This is a genomic window from Inquilinus limosus (assembly GCF_002195995.1).
GTDB lineage: Bacteria > Pseudomonadota > Alphaproteobacteria > DSM-16000 > Inquilinaceae > Inquilinus > Inquilinus limosus_C.
In genome coordinates this window covers 20,560-36,322 of record NZ_NHON01000018.1, presented here as the reverse complement: position 1 = coordinate 36,322, position 15,763 = coordinate 20,560, and the positions used below count along the sequence as shown (strand labels likewise).

General features: G+C 70.8%; 16 protein-coding genes. 4 read left to right on the top strand and 12 right to left on the bottom strand.

Features of this window, described 5'->3' with window-relative positions; genetic code table 11:
• Window positions 1-52: 52 nt before the first annotated feature.
• The 7 genes from BWR60_RS12290 to BWR60_RS12260 all read right to left on the bottom strand — a co-directional run bounded on the left by BWR60_RS12290 (window position 53) and on the right by BWR60_RS12260 (window position 7,513).
• Window positions 53-1,054 (bottom strand): ABC transporter permease subunit, encoded by a 1,002-nt coding sequence (locus BWR60_RS12290; protein WP_088151308.1) that lies wholly within the window; start codon window positions 1,052-1,054, stop codon window positions 53-55.
• Between the two features lie 13 nt (window positions 1,055-1,067).
• Complete coding sequence (locus BWR60_RS12285) at window positions 1,068-2,621, bottom strand: sugar ABC transporter ATP-binding protein (RefSeq protein ID WP_230983031.1); 1,554 nt, start codon at window positions 2,619-2,621, stop codon at window positions 1,068-1,070.
• Window positions 2,602-3,858 (bottom strand): ROK family transcriptional regulator, encoded by a 1,257-nt coding sequence (locus BWR60_RS12280; protein WP_088151307.1) that lies wholly within the window; start codon window positions 3,856-3,858, stop codon window positions 2,602-2,604. Before BWR60_RS12280 ends, BWR60_RS12285 begins: the two co-directional genes overlap by 20 nt.
• A 181-nt stretch (window positions 3,859-4,039) precedes the next feature.
• Entirely contained in the window at window positions 4,040-4,753 is a 714-nt protein-coding gene (locus tag BWR60_RS12275) for a class I SAM-dependent methyltransferase (protein WP_088151306.1), read from the bottom strand.
• Between the two features lie 10 nt (window positions 4,754-4,763).
• Window positions 4,764-5,705 (bottom strand): methylenetetrahydrofolate reductase [NAD(P)H], encoded by a 942-nt coding sequence (metF, locus tag BWR60_RS12270; RefSeq protein ID WP_088151305.1) that lies wholly within the window; start codon window positions 5,703-5,705, stop codon window positions 4,764-4,766.
• Window positions 5,702-6,652, bottom strand: a complete 951-nt coding sequence (locus tag BWR60_RS12265) for an ArsR/SmtB family transcription factor (protein ID WP_088151304.1) — start codon at window positions 6,650-6,652, stop codon at window positions 5,702-5,704. Before BWR60_RS12265 ends, metF begins: the two co-directional genes overlap by 4 nt.
• A gap of 219 nt (window positions 6,653-6,871) precedes the next feature.
• Complete coding sequence (locus BWR60_RS12260; RefSeq protein WP_088151303.1) at window positions 6,872-7,513, bottom strand: HAD family hydrolase; 642 nt, start codon at window positions 7,511-7,513, stop codon at window positions 6,872-6,874.
• Window positions 7,514-7,579: 66 nt separating this feature from the next.
• Between BWR60_RS12260 and maiA the strand changes: the two genes are divergently transcribed.
• From maiA to BWR60_RS12245, 3 genes are all read left to right on the top strand, one after another.
• Window positions 7,580-8,221, top strand: a complete 642-nt coding sequence (gene maiA, locus BWR60_RS12255; RefSeq protein ID WP_088151302.1) for a maleylacetoacetate isomerase — start codon at window positions 7,580-7,582, stop codon at window positions 8,219-8,221.
• Window positions 8,222-8,284: 63 nt separating this feature from the next.
• Window positions 8,285-9,550 carry an MFS transporter gene (locus BWR60_RS12250; protein WP_088151301.1) on the top strand — a complete coding sequence of 422 codons (1,266 nt, stop codon included), beginning with the start codon at window positions 8,285-8,287 and terminating at the stop codon, window positions 9,548-9,550.
• Window positions 9,537-10,427 carry an amidohydrolase family protein gene (locus BWR60_RS12245; RefSeq protein ID WP_230983030.1) on the top strand — a complete coding sequence of 297 codons (891 nt, stop codon included), beginning with the start codon at window positions 9,537-9,539 and terminating at the stop codon, window positions 10,425-10,427. Before BWR60_RS12250 ends, BWR60_RS12245 begins: the two co-directional genes overlap by 14 nt.
• Here BWR60_RS12245 and BWR60_RS12240 read toward each other — a convergent pair.
• The gene (locus BWR60_RS12240; protein WP_088151300.1) at window positions 10,424-11,416 is read right to left on the bottom strand and encodes a quinone oxidoreductase family protein; all 993 of its coding nucleotides are present in this window, start codon (window positions 11,414-11,416) and stop codon (window positions 10,424-10,426) included. The genes BWR60_RS12245 and BWR60_RS12240 overlap by 4 nt on opposite strands.
• A 93-nt stretch (window positions 11,417-11,509) precedes the next feature.
• Here BWR60_RS12240 and BWR60_RS12235 point away from each other — a divergent pair, with 93 nt between their 5' ends.
• Window positions 11,510-12,388 carry a LysR family transcriptional regulator gene (locus BWR60_RS12235; RefSeq protein WP_088151299.1) on the top strand — a complete coding sequence of 293 codons (879 nt, stop codon included), beginning with the start codon at window positions 11,510-11,512 and terminating at the stop codon, window positions 12,386-12,388.
• A 5-nt stretch (window positions 12,389-12,393) separates the two neighbouring features.
• Here the strand turns inward: BWR60_RS12235 and BWR60_RS12230 are convergent, their stop codons facing one another.
• The 4 genes from BWR60_RS12230 to BWR60_RS12215 all read right to left on the bottom strand — a co-directional run bounded on the left by BWR60_RS12230 (window position 12,394) and on the right by BWR60_RS12215 (window position 15,693).
• The gene (locus tag BWR60_RS12230) at window positions 12,394-12,858 is read right to left on the bottom strand and encodes a hypothetical protein (protein WP_144445604.1); all 465 of its coding nucleotides are present in this window, start codon (window positions 12,856-12,858) and stop codon (window positions 12,394-12,396) included.
• 154 nt (window positions 12,859-13,012) lie between these two features.
• Window positions 13,013-14,314 (bottom strand): O-acetylhomoserine aminocarboxypropyltransferase, encoded by a 1,302-nt coding sequence (locus BWR60_RS12225; RefSeq protein ID WP_088151297.1) that lies wholly within the window; start codon window positions 14,312-14,314, stop codon window positions 13,013-13,015.
• A 5-nt stretch (window positions 14,315-14,319) separates the two neighbouring features.
• Window positions 14,320-14,826 carry a CoA-binding protein gene (locus BWR60_RS12220; RefSeq protein WP_218823466.1) on the bottom strand — a complete coding sequence of 169 codons (507 nt, stop codon included), beginning with the start codon at window positions 14,824-14,826 and terminating at the stop codon, window positions 14,320-14,322.
• A gap of 24 nt (window positions 14,827-14,850) precedes the next feature.
• Window positions 14,851-15,693, bottom strand: a complete 843-nt coding sequence (locus BWR60_RS12215) for an enoyl-CoA hydratase (RefSeq protein WP_088151295.1) — start codon at window positions 15,691-15,693, stop codon at window positions 14,851-14,853.
• Window positions 15,694-15,763: the final 70 nt, after the last annotated feature.

Sequence of the window (15,763 nt, the reverse complement as noted above, 5' to 3'; positions counted from 1 at the left end):
AGCCGGCGGGGCGACCAGAATCCCCGCCGGCCCTTTCCGGAAGCTCGGAACCTCAGGTGCGGGCCGATCCCTGCAGGCGCAGCCGGTCGAGCGCGACGGCGCCGATGATGATCAGGCCCTTGATGATGTACTGCCAGACGTCCGGCACCCCGACCAGGATCAGCCCGTTCGACAGCACGGCGATGATCAGCGCGCCAACCAGCGTGCCCCAGATCGAGCCGATGCCGCCGACGAAGGAGGTGCCGCCCAGGATCACCGCGGCGATCGCGTCGAGCTCGTAGCTGACGCCGAGCTGGGTGCCGTTGGCAGCGTAGAGCCGGGCGGCCGACATCACCCCGCCGAGGCCGGCGAGCAGGCCGGAGGCGCCGTAGACGAACAGCAGCACCCGCCAGACCTTGATGCCCGACAGCCGCGCCGCGTCCGGGTTGCCGCCGACCGAGTAGATGTGCACGCCCAGCACCGTCCGCCGCAGCACCAGCCAGGAGATCACGATCACCAGGAAGGCGATGATCACCAGCCAGGGCACGCCGAGGACGGTGCCGTTGCCGATGAAGTCGAAGGACAGGGACGGGTTGAACACCGTGGTGTCGCCGCCCAGCAGGCGGGCGATGCCGCGCACCGCGGTCAGCGAGCCGAGGGTGACGATGAAGGGCGGCAGCCGCAGGAAGGCGATCAGCACGCCGTTGGCCAGGCCGAAGATCAGGCCGGCGAGCAGGCCGAACACGATGCCGACCAGGCCCAGATCGGGGATCAGCGACCCGATCACCGCGACCATGGCGGAGGCGGCCAGGATCGAGCCGACCGACAGGTCGATGCCGCCGGTCAGGATGACGAAGGTCATGCCGGCGGCCAGCACGGTGTTGATCGCCGCCTGCTGCATCACGATCGAGACGTTCTGCCAGGAGGCGAAGCGCCCGCCCTCGCTCATGAAGTAGAAGGCGATGCAGAGCAGGATCAGCACCGGCAGCATGCCGACGGTCCGGATCAGGCCCTGGATCATCAGCCGGCGTTCGGCGTCGCGGTTGACGGCGGAGGTGGCGGCGTTGTCGGCCATGGGTGACGATCCCTTACTGGACAGTGGCGGCGGCGGGGTCGGCGATGCCGGTGGCGAGGGCCATGATCGCCTCCTGGGTCAGGGGGCGGCCGGACGCGCCGCCGGCCTCGCCCTCGATCCGGCCCTCGCGCATCACCAGGGCACGGTCGGCGATGCCGATCACCTCCGGCAGCTCCGAGGAGATGACGATGACGCCGATCCCGGCCTTCGCCAGCCCGTCGATGATGCGGTAGATCTCCGACTTGGCGCCGATGTCGACGCCGCGCGTCGGTTCGTCGAGGATCAGGATGCGCGGCTTGGTTTCCAGGAGGCGCGACAGCAGCACCTTCTGCTGGTTGCCGCCGGACAGCGCGCCGACCGTGACCTCCGGGTTGGCCACCCGGATCTTCAGCGCGGCGATGGCGTCGCGGGCGCGGACCTTGGCCCGGCCGCGGTCGAGGATGCCGCCTGGGCCGGCATCGGTGCCGCAGACCACCAGATTGATGTTGTCCTGCACCGACATGTCCAGGAACAGGCCCTGGCCCTTGCGGTCCTCGGTCAGGTAGGCGATGCCGGCGGCGATGGCGTCGCCGGGGCCGTGGATCTGCAGCGGCTTGCCGTCCAAGCTGACCTCGCCGGACGTCTTCGGCTCGGCGCCGAAGATCAGCCGCGCCAGCTCGGTCCGGCCGGAGCCGACGAGGCCGGCGATGCCCAGCACCTCGCCCGCGTGCAGCTCGAAGCTGCAGCCGCGCACCCGGTGCCCGTCGGCGATATCGCGGACCGCGAAGATCACCCGGCCGGCGCTCTCATGCGCGTCATGGTCCTTCTTGTAGAAGCCGGAGATGTCGCGCCCGACCATCATCTTGACCAGCGCCTCGGCCGACAGGCCGTCGCGGTCCAGCGTGCCGACATAGCTGCCGTCGCGCAGCACCGAGACGCGGTCGGACAGCTCGTAGATCTCCGACATCCGGTGGCTGATATAGATGATCGCCAGCCCCTCGGCCTTCAGCCGGCGGATCAGCTCGAACAGCCGGTCGGTCTCGCGCGCCGACAAGGCCGTGGTCGGCTCGTCCATCACCAGGATGCGGGCCTGGGCGTGGATGGCGCGGGCGATCTCGACCAGCTGGCGCTCGGCGATCGACAGGGTGCCGACCAGCGTGGTCGGGCGGAAGGTCGCGCCCAGCCGTTTCAGCACGTCCTCGCAGCCCGCCATCATCGCCCCGCGGTCGACGAAGGGGCCGGATTTCGGCTCGCGGCCGAGATAGATGTTCTCCGCCACCGTCAGGTTCGGCGACAGGCTGAGCTCCTGGTAGATCACGGCGATGCCCAGCTGCTTGGCGGCGAGCGGGCCGTTGATCGTCACATCGCGGCCGTCGAGGCGGATGGTGCCGCCGGCATCGGCCTGGTAGGCGCCGGACAGCACCTTCATCAGGGTCGACTTGCCGGCGCCGTTCTCGCCCATCAGGGCGTGGATCTCGCCCGGATAGACGGTCAGGTCGACCCGGGTCAGCGCCTTCACCCCCGGGAAGGTCTTGGAGATGCCATGCATCTCCAGGATCGGCGTGGGGCTAGTCTGCGGCTGCAGCATGGTCGCGCCATCCTCTCTCATCGGCGCTGCGGGTCAGGATCGAGGCCCGCGGCGAGAAGCTGAAGAACATCGGCAGGCTGGCGGCGCCGATGGCACCGGCATCGCAGCCGAAGGTGCCGTGCAGCAGGCGCGGCGGCTGGCCGGCCTCCGGCACGGTGGCGGCCAGCCGCGACTGCAGCCGGCCGATCAGGGCGTCGATCAGCCCGTCGTCGATATCGGCGTCGATGATCACGCTGCGCACTTCCAGCAGGGCGGCGGCGGACCAGATCGCGTCGGTCATGGCGTCGACGCAGTCGCCGATCCATTCCGCCACCGGCGGCCGGGCGGCGGCGATCGCGGCCTTGAGGTCGGCGCGGCTGCCGCCGGGGAGATCATGGAAGGCGAGGTGGCGCGACAGCGCGTTCAGCGAGGCACGGGTCAGCAGGATGTCGCGGCCATCGGCGGGGGCGGGGGCGGAGGCCAGGCGCCCGGGCCCGACCGGCAGCAGCGCCACGTCGCCGGCATTGCCGGTCGGGCCGCGCAGGCAGTCGCCGCCCAGCACCACGCCGCCGCCGATGGCCGGGCCGATGAACAGGTACAGGAAATCGTCGATGCTGCGGCCGATGCCGTAGAACAGCTCGGCCACGGCGGCGGCGGTGCCGTCATTCTCGCCGAAGACGGGCAGGCCGGTCGCCTCCTCCAGCATCGCCGGGAAGTCGACCACGTCCCAGGCGGCGAAATCGGCCGGCGGCAGGTCCAGCTGGTGCAGCCAGGCGCCGAGATTGTAGGGCTGGGCCAGGCCGATGCCGGCCAGCTTCGGCCGGTCGGCGGGGCTCAGCACGTCCAGCAGCCCGGCCACGTCCTGGCGGGCGATGCGCAGCGCCTCGGCCGGGGCGGGCAGCAGCCCGTCATGGCTGCGGCGGGCGATCACGGACCCGCCGAAATCGATCAGCACGGATTCCATGCTGCGGCGGTCCAGCCGGACGCCGATGCCGAAGGCGCCCTGCGGCGCCAGCCGGTACAGGGTGGCGGGCTGGCCGCGGCCGCCGTCATGCCGCTTGCCCAGCGAGACGATCAGGCCATCCGCCTCCAGCTGGGCGATGATGCCGCCGATCGCGGTGTTGGTCAGCTCCGCCTGCCGGGCCAGCTCGGCCTTCGACGCCTCGCCGGCGCGGCGCAGGGTCTGCAGCACCAGCCGCTCATTGTAGCGGCGGAGCTGCAGGGAATTCGTGCCGCGGCGGATGGCGGACCGGCGCAATTCCTGATCGTCCTCCCGACGCGTGGAAGATTAATTGAACGTGGTGGAATTAATCCGATGGCTTCCGCGCGTCAAGGACAGTTTATCTCGTTTTCGCTTTGAATCCCGACATGAGCTTTCTGCGCGTGCCAACAATTGTATCGTCAAGCGAGCATCTGCTCAAGCTGGCGGCAGGATTCCGTCAGGCCGCGCCGGGGAGATCGGCGATGCGCCACAGGCCCAGCGCCTTGTCGCGATAGGCGCCGCCCTCCTCGGTGCAGCCCTCGACGATGACGCGATGCGGCGCCGGCAGGCCGAAGGGCGGGCGCTGCAGGTTCAGAGGCCGCCAGTCGCCATCGGCGATGACGCGGTTGCCCTGCAGCTCGAGGAAGGTGGTGGTCAGCAGCCAGGTCGAGCCGGAGCGGCGGAGATTGGCGAAGGCGGCGCCGATGCTCTCGGCCGAGAGATGCACCAGGCAGTCGCGGCACAGCACGACATCGGCCCTGGGCAGCGCGTCGCGGGTCAGGTCCAGGCGCAGGAAGCGGCGCCGGTCGGTCTCGCCGTAGCGGACGATGTTCTTGGCCACCAGGTCGGCGACGATGTCGGCGCCGGTGTAGGCAATGCCCTCGAGATCGGTCCGGCTCATCCAGCCGAAATCGCCGCAGGGCAGGTCGAGCAGCGAGGTGGCGCCGAGCTCGCGCAGCAGGGCCGGGATCGCGGCGCGCAGCTGGGCGGTGCCGTCCAGGCCGGAGCCGAGGCCCGAGCGTGACTCTTCGGCGCCCCAGACATTGTTGCGCCAGATGTAGTCGAAGGTGTCGGCCAGCCCCAGCCCGGCCAGCGCATCGGTGTGCCGGCGGTAGACGCGCTGGGCCAGCGCCTCCGGGCGGTCGGTGTCGGCGAGCGGCTCATCCGTCATCGCGGGACCTTCAGGCGGCGCAGGCCTCGGCGCGGCGCGGGCGGATGCCGAGGAAACGGCAGATCGCCAGGGTCAGCTCGGCCCGGTTCAGGGTGTAGAAGTGGAACTCCTCCACCCCATGGGTCTGCAGCAGGCGGCACTGCTCGACCGCGACCGAGGCGGCGACCAGCTGGCGCGTGTCCGGCGTCTCGTCCAGCCCCTCGAACAGCATCTCCAGCCAGTCCGGGACGGCGGCGCCGCAGGCGGTCGCGAACTCCTTGGTCCGGGCGAAGTTGGTGATCGGCAGGATGCCGGGGACGATCGGCAGGCCGATGCCCGCCGCGGCGGCGTGGTCGCGGAAGCGCAGGAACGCCTCGGTGTCGAAGAAGAACTGGGTCAGCGCCCGGTCGGCGCCGGCATCGGCCTTGCGCTTCAGGTTGTCCAGGTCGAAATCGGCCGAAGGCGCCGCCGGATGCACCTCCGGATAGGCCGCCACCGAGATGTCGAAATCGGCGATGCGGCGCAGCCCGGCCACCAGGTCGGCGGCATAGGCGTAGCCGTCCGGCCGCACCTGGTAGGGCGCGCCGCCGGGCGGGTCGCCGCGCAGCGCCACGATGCGGCGGATGCCGGCGGCCCACAGGGCGCGGGCGACGCCGTCGATCTCCTCACGCGAGGCACCGACGCAGGTCAGGTGCGAGGCGGTGGGCAGGCCGCTGCCGTCCTGGATCCTGGTGACGATGCCGAAGGTGCGGTCGCGGGTCGACCCGCCGGCGCCATAGGTGACCGAGACGAAGTCCGGCGCCAGCGGCGCCAGCCGCGTCACCGTCTCCATCAGCGTCGCCTCCGCCGCCTCACTCTTCGGCGGGAAGAACTCGAAGCTGACGATCGGGTCGTGGCGGCCGATTTCGGCCGCGGCCGGATCGCGGCGGCCGGCTTCGGCCGAGGCATTCGCATGGGAAATGTTGGTCGTCATGCTGCGGCCTTCCGTTGCGCCGCCCGCCTGGCGGGCCAGATGGTGACGGTCAGGGGGGCGCCGGGCAGATGCACCGGCGGTTCGGCGTCGAAACCGGCCCGCTGCAGCCAGCGGGCGAAGATGTCGTCCGGGAAGCCGAGCCAGCGATGGGCATGCTCGCTGCGCAGGTTCTCGACATCATGCGGCGCGAAATCGGCGACGATCAGCCGGCCGCCGGGGCGCAGCACCCGCGCCGCCTCGGCGATCGCCGCGGCCGGGTCCTCGAGATGGTGCAGCACGTGGTGGACCAGCGCCACGTCGAAGGATTCGCCGGGCACCGGCAGCTGGTACAGGTCGCCCTGGCGCACCTGGCAATGGCGCTGCAGCCCGGCGCGCTCGATATTGGCGCGGGCCACCGACAGCATCTCGCGCGACAGGTCGATGCCGACCGCGCGCCGCACCCGCTCGCCCAGCAGGATCAGCATGCGGCCGCTGCCGGTGCCGAGGTCCAGCAGGTCGCCGATCTCGCCGGGCGGCAGCAGGTCGACGATCGCCTTCTCCACCGCGCTGTCGGCGATGTGCAGGGTGCGGATCTCGTCCCAGTGCGAGGCGTTGTCGCGGAAATAGCCGGCGGCCATCTCGGCGCGCTGGCGCTTCACCGCCTCCAGCCGCTCCAGGTCCAGCCCGACGGTAGCGTCGGCGTCCGGGATCAGGTCGACCAGGCTGCGCGCCAGCTCGGCCACGGCGCCGCTCTCGGCCAGGCGGAAGAAGGCGAAGGTGCCCTCGCGGAACCGGTCCAGCAGCCCGGCCTCGGCCAGCAGCTTCAGGTGGCGCGACACGCGCGGCTGGCTCTGCCCCAGGATCTGCGTCAGGTCGGTGACCGACAGGTCGCCATGGGCGCACAGCATCAGGATCCGAAGCCGTGTCGGCTCGGCCGCCGCTTTCAGCCCCTGCAGCAGACGCTCCACGATCCTCCGGCCTCCTGCTCCTCAGCTTGCACCAAGGGCAGGATAGCAAACTCCCAGCAAGACATAAACATGTCTTTATGTGTTTGTTCGATCGGCCTGCAGGAGTGCCCCACAAACGTCATTGCGAGGAGGCGAAGCCGACGAAGCAATCCAGGGGCCGGTGCGGGCCGGCCCCTGGATTGCTTCGCTGCGCTCGCAATGACGGTGAGAGGCGGTGGCCTACAGTGCCCCCATCTCGACCAGCTCCCGCCGTGCCTGCTCCGGCGACTCGAAGCGGATCGCGCGCATGCCGACGGCGCGGGCGCCGACGACATTGTCCGGGTTGTCGTCGATGAAGATGCAGTCGGCCAGATCGAGGCCGAAGCGGCTCTCCAGCAGCTGATAGATCCGGGCATCCGGCTTCAGCAGCTTCTCATGGGCGGAGACGATGACACCGTCGAACCAGCCCAGGAACGGGTACTTCGCCAGGGCCACGGCAAACTTCTCGGCCGAGAAGTTGGTGATGGCATAGACCTTGTCGCCCCGGTCCTTCAGCCCCTTCAGGATCTCGACCGTGCCGTCGATGACATGGGGCACCATCTCCTCCCAGCGCTCGTCGAAGGCGCGGATCAGGTCCTCGTGATGCGGGAACTCGGCCACCTTGGCGGCGATCGCCTCCGGGAACGGGACGCCGCCATCCATCGACAGATTCCAGTCATGGGTGCAGACTTCCGCCAGGAATGTTTCCATTGCCGCCTCGTCCGCGAACAGCTTGCGATAGAGATGCCGCGGGTTCCACTCGAGCAGCACGGCGCCGATGTCGAAGACGATGGTGGGGCGGCCCGAATTCGAGGGTGACGTGTCCGGGCGTGACGAGGTCATGGCAAGAGGCTCCGCTTCGGGCTATGTGGAATCGCTGGTAGCACGCGGGGAAAGCCGACCCAAGCCATGAAGCTGCACACCTATTACCGCTCCTCGGCCGCCTATCGGGTCCGCATCGCCATGGCGCTGAAGGGGCTCGACTACGATTCGGTGTTCCACCATCTGCGCCGGGGCGAGCAGGCGGCCGAGCCGTACCGCTCGCTGAACCCGCAGAAGCTGGTGCCGGCGCTGGAGGGCGAGGGGGCGGTGATCACCCAGTCGCTGGCGATCATCGAGTATCTCGACGAGACGCACCCGAATCCGCCGCTGCTGCCGGCGGACCCGGCGGGCCGCGCCCGGGTGCGGTCGATCGCGCTGTCGATCGCCTGCGAGATCCACCCGATCAACAACCTGCGCGTGCTGCGCTACCTGCGGACGCCGCTCGGCCATGACGAGCCGGCGATCGAGGAATGGTACCGGCACTGGGTGGCCGAGGGGCTCGGCGCGCTGGAGACTCAGCTGTCGCGGTCGCCCGATACCGGCGCCTTCTGCCATGGCGCGATGCCGACCATCGCCGATTGCTGCCTGATCCCGCAGCTCTACAACGCCCGCCGCTTCGACTGCGACCTCAACCCCTATCCGACTCTGCTGGGGATCGAGGAGCGGGCGGTGGCCCTGCCGGCCTTCGCCGAGGCGGCGCCGGAGCGCCAGGGCGACGCCGAGGCCTGAGACCAGCGTGCCGGGGGGCGCGCCGAACCCCGCCCAGAGCGGCGGCAACGACGAGGGGGCAGCATGACGACGGAGACGGCCGACACCAGCCCGACCGCCTGGTTCCAGGAGATGGCACCGCCGGAGCGGCGGACGTTCTGGGCCTGCTTCGCCGGCTGGGGCCTGGACGCGATGGACGTCCAGATCTATTCCTTCGTGATCCCGACCATCGTCGCGCTGTGGAGCCTGACCAACGCCCAGGCCGGCCAGATCGCGACGGTGACGCTCTTGTGCTCCGCCGTCGGCGGCTGGCTCGCCGGCCTGCTGGCCGATCGCATTGGCCGGGTGCGGACGCTGCAGCTGACCATCCTGTGGTTCTCGGTCTTCACCTTCCTCAGCGGCTTCGCCCAGAACTTCGAGCAGCTGCTGATCGCCCGCGCCCTGATGGGCTTCGGCTTCGGCGGCGAATGGGCGGCCGGCGCCGTGCTGATGGGTGAGGTGATCCGCGCGGAGCATCGCGGCAAGGCGGTGGGCACGGTGCAGTCGGGCTGGGCCATCGGCTGGGCGGTGGCGCTGATCGCCAAGACGGTGCTGTTCCTGGCCTTCGACCCGTCCGTCGCCTGGCGCTACCTGTTCTTCATCGGCATCCTGCCGGCGATCCTGGTGTTCTTCCTGCGCCGCTTCGTCGACGAGCCGCCGGTGTTCGCCGAGACGCAGCGCCGCATCGCCGAGACCGGCGACCGGCCCGGCCTGCTGGAGATCTTCTCCGGCCCGGTCCTGAAGACCACGATCCTGACCTCGCTGCTGACCACCGGGGCCCAGGGCGGCTACTACGCCATCACCACCTGGCTGCCGAGCTACCTCAAGGGCCAGGGCCTGTCCGACATCGGCAGCAGCGGCTACCTCGCCGTCGTCATCGCCGGGTCGTTCACCGGCTATCTGGTCGGCGCCTATCTCGCCGACCGGATCGGGCGGAAGCGGCTGTTCTTCGTGTTCTCGCTGTGCGCCATCGTCATGGTGTTCGCCTATACCAGCCTCAACCTCAGCAACGAGATGGTGCTGCTGCTGGGCTTCCCGCTCGGCTTCTTCGGCTCCGGCTATTTCAGCGGCGTCGGCGCCTTCCTGACCGAGCTGTTCCCGACCCGGGTACGCGGCTCCGGCCAGGGCTTCGCCTACAATTTCGGCCGTGGCGTCGGCGCCCTGTTCCCGATGCTGGTCGGCTATCTCAGCGCCAGCATGTCGCTGGGCCAGGCGATCGCGATCTTCGCCATCGGCGCCTACGCCCTGCTGTTCCTCGCCGCTTTGGCTCTGCCCGAGACCAAGGGGAAGACCCTGCATGCCGATGGCTGAGCCGCTGCCCACCGCGCCGCTGTGCCAGGGCCCGGACCCGGCGCCCCGGCCGCCGCGCCGGATCGCCCTGCCGGCGGGCGCCTGCGACACCCACGCCCATGTCATCGGCGGTCTTCCCGACTATCCGCTGGTGGCCAGCCGCAGCTACACCCCGCCAGAGGCGCCGCCCGCCGCCTATCTCGGCATGCTCGATGCCGTCGGCATGGCGCGCGGCGTGCTGGTCCAGGTCAGCGTCCACGGCACCGACAACCGGCTGATGGTGGAGACGCTGGAGGCCAACCGCGGCCGGCTGCGCGGCATCGCCGTGGTCGATGCCGGCGTGTCCGACGCCGAACTGGCCCGGCTGAAGGAGGCCGGCGTGGTCGGCCTGCGCCTCAACGTGCTGTTCGGCGGCGGCGTCGGCTTCGACCAGCTCGAGCGCCTCGGCGACCGCTGCCGCGAGCTGGGCTGGCACCTGCAGTTCCTGCTCGACGCCCGCACGCTGCCGGAGCTGGCGCCGCGGCTGGAGCGGCTGCCGGTGCCTTTCGTCATCGACCATATGGGCCACATGCCGGCCTCGGCCGGGACCGGCCATCCGGGCTTCCAGGCGCTGCTCGGCCTGCTGCGGCGGGGCCAGGGTTGGGTCAAGCTGTCCGGCGCCTTCCGCGTCTCGACCGCCGGATCGCCCTATGCCGACACGACCCCCTTCGCCCGCGCCTTGGTCGAGGCCGCGCCGGACCGGATGGTGTGGGGCAGCGACTGGCCGCATGTCGCCCATCCCGGCGACATGCCGAATGTCGGCGCGCTGCTCGACCTGCTGGCCGACTGGGTGCCCGACCCGGCGCAGCGCGACGCCGTCCTGGCGGCCAACCCGGCCCGGCTGTACGGCTTCCGCTAGACCTCCAGCAGCACCGACCCGCTGGTGCGGCCGGCCTCCAGCGCCCGGTGGGCCTCGGCCGCCTCGGCCAGGGGGTAGACGGCGCCGATCAGCGGCCGCAGCCCGGCCTCGACCTCGGCCAGCACCTCGGCCGCGGCGCGGGGATAGATCGCCGGGTCGGGCAGGTAATGGCGCAGCACGCTGGGCCGGGCCAGGGCGATCGACCGGGCCGGGCCGAGCTCGCCGACATCGATGGTCGGCAGGCTGCCGCCGACCTGGCCGAGGCTGGCGACCAGCCCGTAGGGCGCCATGGCGTCGAAGGTCCGCAGCAGCGTGTCGCCGCCGACGCCGTCGATCGCCATGTCGGCGCCGCGGCCGCCGGTGATCTCGCGCACCGCGGCGACGAAGTCGGTCTCGCGGTAGAGGATGACGTGGTCGGCGCCATGCGCCTTGGCCACCTCCGCCTTGCGGGCGTCGCCGACCGTGCCGATCACGGTGGCGCCGCGCCGCCTGGCCCATTGCGTCGCGATCACGCCGACGCCGCCGGCCGCGGCCTGGATCAGCACCGTGTCGCCGGGCCTGAGCGGCCGCACCCGCTCGAACAGCATATGGGCGGTCAGGCCGCGCACCAGCACCGCGGCGGCGACGTCGAAGCCGATGCCGTCGGGCAGGCGGATGGCGCGCTCGGCCGGCAGCAGCCGATGCCCGGCATAGCTGCCGGCGGGCAGCCCGGCATAGGCGATGCGGTCGCCCTCGCGCAGCCCGGCGACGCCCGGCCCCACCCGCTCGACCGTGCCGGCGCCCTCGACGCCCAGCCCGGCGGGTAGGGCCGGCTGACCGTACAGGCCGGTGCGGTGGTAGATGTCGACGAAATTGACCCCGGAGAAGGCCTGCCGCACCAGGATCTCGCCCGGGCCCGGCTCGGCCAGGGACACGGTGTCGAGCGACAGCGCCTCCGGCCCGCCAGGGGCGTGGATGCGGATGGCGCGGGTGCTGGTGGTCGTGGACATGCGGCCTCCTCGGTTGGGTCGGCCGAGGATGGATCGGTCACGATCCGTGCGGAATTCCGGGAGATCGCACGGGATCCGTGCAAGACTGCACGGATGGAATGGGGTGACGTCCGCTACTTCCTGGCCCTGGCGCGGGCCGGGTCGCTCTCCGCCGCCTCGCGCCGGCTCGGCGTCGAGCACACCACCGTCGCCCGCCGGGTCGATGCGCTGGAGGCGGCGCTGGGCACCCGGCTGTTCGACCGGCTGCCGCGCGGCTGGCGCCTGACCGCCGAGGGCGAGCGCCTGGTCGACGATGCCGGGCGGCTAGAGGAGGAGGCGCTGGCCTTCGCCCGCCGCGCCGCCGGCGGCACCGGCGTCGCCGGGCCGGTCGCGGTCTCGGCCCCGCCCTTCCTGGCCAACCACTTCCTGGCGCCGCGGCTGGGCCCGGTCCTGGCCGCCCATCCCGGCCTCGTCCTGACCCTGATCGGCGAGAAGCGGGCGGCGATGCTGGGCCAGCGCGAGGCCGACCTGGTGCTGCGCCTGTCGCGGCCGGCCGAGCATGGCGCCGTGGCGCGCCGGGTCGGCACCATGGCCTTCGGCCTCTACGCCGCGCCGTCCTACCTGGCGGGCCGGCGGCCGGAGGACTGGGTGTTCCTGGGCGACGACGAATCCGCGGGCGAGCTGCCGCAGCACCGCTGGCTGCTCGCCTTCGCCGGGTCGCGGCCGCTGGTGCTGCGCAGCAACGACATGACGACGCTGTTCCAGGCCGCCCGTGCCGGCATCGGCATCGCCGCCCTGCCGTGCTTCGTCGGCGAGGGCGATCCCGGCCTCGCCTGCGTCGAGGCGGACCAGGACGGCGTCGGCAGCCGCGAGATCTGGATCGGCATCCATGAGGACCTCCGCCGCTCGCCCCGGCTGCGGCTGGCGATGGACGCGATCGCCGCGATCTTCGCCCGCGAGCGCCGGCTGCTGGAAGGTGCCGGCGCTCGCTAGCGATGTCAGGAGCCGACCGGCTTCATCTGCAGCCCGGGAACGACGGTGTTCGGCCGGGGCGCCGTCGCGCCGGGAACCGTCACGCCGGCCACAGCGGGCACCAGGGTGATGTTCACCGGCGAGGTGTATTTGTTGTCGGCGCCGCTGGCGGAATCGATCGCCCAGCCGATGCCGCCGCCCAGGATGACGTTGCCGACCGTCGCCCCGGCCACATCCGATTTGTTCAGGAAGGTCGCCGTCTGGTACCCCACCTTGTCGCAGGAGATCGTGATGTCGTGCTTGGTCTTCTTGATGGTCGTCGCCGCCGGCGTCGCCGGGATGGTCGCGATCACCGTGCCTTCCCGCTGCAGCTGACACTGCGCCCCGGACGGGTTGGTGTTGACCGCGATCTCCTGGGATGTGCCCTCGATGATGGAAGAACAGGCGCTCAGGCTCGCCGCCGCGGCGAGCGCCACTACAAATCGCTTCATCACTATCCCCCAACGAAAATGCGCGAACGCATGAATCAGTCAAAAATTGACTAAAACCTATCATTATATGTGTCGGGAGCAGGAGTAAAGGGCATCGCCGCCGTCCGTTCGCATCGGCCGGGCCCCGCGGCGCGGGCCCGGCCGATGCGGAGGCTCAGGCCCCGGTCGCCGCCCGCAGCGCCTGGTCGAGGTCGGCGATGATGTCGCCGACCGATTCCAGGCCGATCGACAGGCGGATCACCTCCGGCCCGGCGCCGGCGGCCTTCAGCCCCTCCGGCGTCAGCTGGCGGTGGGTGGTCGAGGCCGGGTGGATGATCAGCGACCTGGCGTCGCCGATATTGGCCAGGTGGCTTAGCAGCTCCACCCCCTCCACCACCTTCACGCCGGCGTCGAAGCCGCCCTTGACGCCGAAGGTGAAGACGGCGCCGGCGCCGCGCGGCAGGTACTTCTTGGCCAAAGCGTGGTACTTCGAGCCCGGCAGGCCGGCATAGTTCACCCACTCCACCGCCGGGTGGGTCGACAGGAACTCCGCCACCTTCTGCGCATTCTCGATGTGCCGGTCCATCCGCAGCGACAGCGTCTCGATGCCCAGCAGGGTCAGGAAGGCGTTCAGCGGCTGCTGGTTGGTGCCCAGGTCGCGCAGGCCGACGGCATGGCCGTAGAAGGTGTAGGCCAGGTCGCCGAACGTCTCGAAGAAGCGCAGCCCGTGATAGCCCGGCTCCTCGGCGGTCAGGCCCTTGAACTTGTCGGACTGGGCCCAGTTGAAGCGGCCGGAATCCACCACCACGCCGCCGACCGAGGTGCCGTTGCCGGACAGGAACTTGGTGGTGGAGTGGACGACGATGTCGGCGCCGTGCTCGATCGGCCGGCACAGATAGGGCGTCGCCATGGTGTTGTCGACGATCAGCGGCACGCCCAGCTCGCGCGCCACGGCGGCGATCGCCTCCAGGTCGCTGATCACGCCGCCGGGATTGGCCAGGCTCTCGACGAAGATCGCCTTGGTCTTCTCGTTGGCGGCGCGGCGGATGTTCTCCACATCGCCCACATCGACGAAATGGGTGACCCAGCCGAAGGCGCGCTTGAAGCTGTTGCCGAGCTGGTTGATCGACCCGCCATACAGCTTGTTGGCGGCGACGATCTCGGCCCCTGGCTCCATGAACGGGAACAGGGCCAGCAGCTGCGCGGCGTGGCCGGAGGAGGTGGCGGTGGCGCCGACCCCGCCCTCCAGCGAGGCCATGCGCTCCTCCAGCACCGACACGGTCGGGTTGGTCAGGCGGCTGTAGATGAAGCCCAGCTTCTGCAGGTTGAACAGCGAGGCGGCGTGGTCGACATCCTCGAACACGTAGGAGGTGGTCTGGTAGATCGGCGTCTGCCGCGCGCCGGTGGTCGGGTCGGGCCGCGCGCCGGCATGGATCGCCAGCGTCTCGAAGCCCGGGCCGCCGTTACTCTCGGACATGATCCTCACCCTCTTTTCTGGATCTTCGACGAAATCACGCGCGACGAGGTGCCCATCCAGCTCAGCTCGCCGTTCAGCCGCGCCCATTCGATCTTCGGGCAGCGGTTCATCACCACCCGGATGCCGGCGGCCTCCGCCTTCGCCGCGGCGGCGTCGTTGCGCACGCCCAGCTGCATCCAGATCACCTTCGGCCGCACCGGCAGGGCCAGCGCCGCGTCCACCACGCCCGCCGCGGCCTCGCTGTTGCGGAAGATGTCGACCATGTCGACCGGCACCGGCACCTCGGCCAGGCTGGCATACACCGTCTCCTTCAGGATGGTCTGGCCGGCCACGCCGGGATTCACCGGGATGACGCGGTAGCCCTTGCCCTGCAGATAGGTCATGGCGAAATAGCTGGGGCGGTTCCAGTTCGGGCTGGCGCCGACCATGGCGATGGTCTTCACCTCGCGCAGGATGCCGCGCAGATAGGCGTCGTCGTAGCGTTCGTGGGTCATGGGGCGTTCGTGGGTCATGGGGCGCTCGTGATCCATCGCCGCTCAGCGCCCCTGCCAGACGGGCGGGCGCTTCTCCAGGAAGGCATCGATGCCTTCCTCGGCGTCTCGGGCCAGCATGTTCCGGGTCATGACCTCGCTCGCATACTCATAGGCTCCCTGCAGCCCCATCTCGGCCTGCTCGTAGAAGGCTTCCTTGCCGATCGCCAGGGTCAGCGGCGACTTGGCCCCGATCTGCCGGGCCAGGCCCATCGCCTCCTCCGCCAGCCGCTCCGCCGGCACCACCCGGTTGACCAGGCCCAGCTCGCGCGCCCGCCCGGCCGTGACCGGGTCGCCGGTCAGCAGCATCTCCATCGCCGGCTTGCGGCCGACGGCGCGCGACAGCGCGACCATGGGGGTGGAGCAGAACAGGCCGATATTCACGCCGGGCGTGGCGAAGCGCGCCTCGGCGGCGGCGACGGCCAGGTCGCAGGTCGCGACCAGCTGGCAGCCGGCGGCGGTGGCCATGCCCTGCACCTGCGCGATCACCGGCTTGGGCAGCCGGGTGATGGCCAGCATCAGGGCCGAGCATTGGGCGAAGATGCGTTCGTAATGCGCGCGGCTCGGGTCGCCGCGCAGCTCCTTCAGGTCGTGGCCGGCGCAGAACACCGGGCCGGCAGCGGCCAGCACAACCGCCTTGACCGACTCGTCCTGGCGGATCGCCTGCAGCTCCGTCTCCAGCGCCAGCATCAGCGCCAGGGACAGGGCGTTGCGCGCCGCCGGCCGGTTCAGGGTCAGCACGGCGACGCCGTCGGCATCGTGCCGCAGCAGCAGGCCGCTCGCCGCCGCAGGGGCGGGGGGCTTCGGGCCGATTGGCGTCGAGCCAGCGGGCAGCGGGTCGGCGGACATGGCGGTTCCTCGGGCCGGTCGGTGCGGACGCACTCTACCCCGAGGATCGTCGGATGAAACAGCCGTGAAC

What these genes read in the sequence shown, in the direction of transcription:
- BWR60_RS12225 (WP_088151297.1), bottom strand. Translation starts at nt 14,314, where the DNA reads ATGTCCGAGAGTAACGGCGGCCCGGGCTTCGAGACGCTGGCGATCCAT.
- BWR60_RS12235 (WP_088151299.1), top strand. Translation starts at nt 11,510, where the DNA reads ATGGAATGGGGTGACGTCCGCTACTTCCTGGCCCTGGCGCGGGCCGGG.
- metF (WP_088151305.1), bottom strand. Translation starts at nt 5,705, where the DNA reads ATGACGACCAACATTTCCCATGCGAATGCCTCGGCCGAAGCCGGCCGC.
- BWR60_RS12285 (WP_230983031.1), bottom strand. Translation starts at nt 2,621, where the DNA reads ATGCTGCAGCCGCAGACTAGCCCCACGCCGATCCTGGAGATGCATGGC.
- BWR60_RS12240 (WP_088151300.1), bottom strand. Translation starts at nt 11,416, where the DNA reads ATGTCCACGACCACCAGCACCCGCGCCATCCGCATCCACGCCCCTGGC.
- BWR60_RS12245 (WP_230983030.1), top strand. Translation starts at nt 9,537, where the DNA reads ATGCCGATGGCTGAGCCGCTGCCCACCGCGCCGCTGTGCCAGGGCCCG.
- BWR60_RS12220 (WP_218823466.1), bottom strand. Translation starts at nt 14,826, where the DNA reads ATGACCCACGAACGCCCCATGACCCACGAACGCTACGACGACGCCTAT.
- BWR60_RS12215 (WP_088151295.1), bottom strand. Translation starts at nt 15,693, where the DNA reads ATGTCCGCCGACCCGCTGCCCGCTGGCTCGACGCCAATCGGCCCGAAG.
- BWR60_RS12290 (WP_088151308.1), bottom strand. Translation starts at nt 1,054, where the DNA reads ATGGCCGACAACGCCGCCACCTCCGCCGTCAACCGCGACGCCGAACGC.
- maiA (WP_088151302.1), top strand. Translation starts at nt 7,580, where the DNA reads ATGAAGCTGCACACCTATTACCGCTCCTCGGCCGCCTATCGGGTCCGC.
- BWR60_RS12230 (WP_144445604.1), bottom strand. Translation starts at nt 12,858, where the DNA reads ATGAAGCGATTTGTAGTGGCGCTCGCCGCGGCGGCGAGCCTGAGCGCC.
- BWR60_RS12260 (WP_088151303.1), bottom strand. Translation starts at nt 7,513, where the DNA reads ATGACCTCGTCACGCCCGGACACGTCACCCTCGAATTCGGGCCGCCCC.
- BWR60_RS12275 (WP_088151306.1), bottom strand. Translation starts at nt 4,753, where the DNA reads ATGACGGATGAGCCGCTCGCCGACACCGACCGCCCGGAGGCGCTGGCC.
- BWR60_RS12250 (WP_088151301.1), top strand. Translation starts at nt 8,285, where the DNA reads ATGACGACGGAGACGGCCGACACCAGCCCGACCGCCTGGTTCCAGGAG.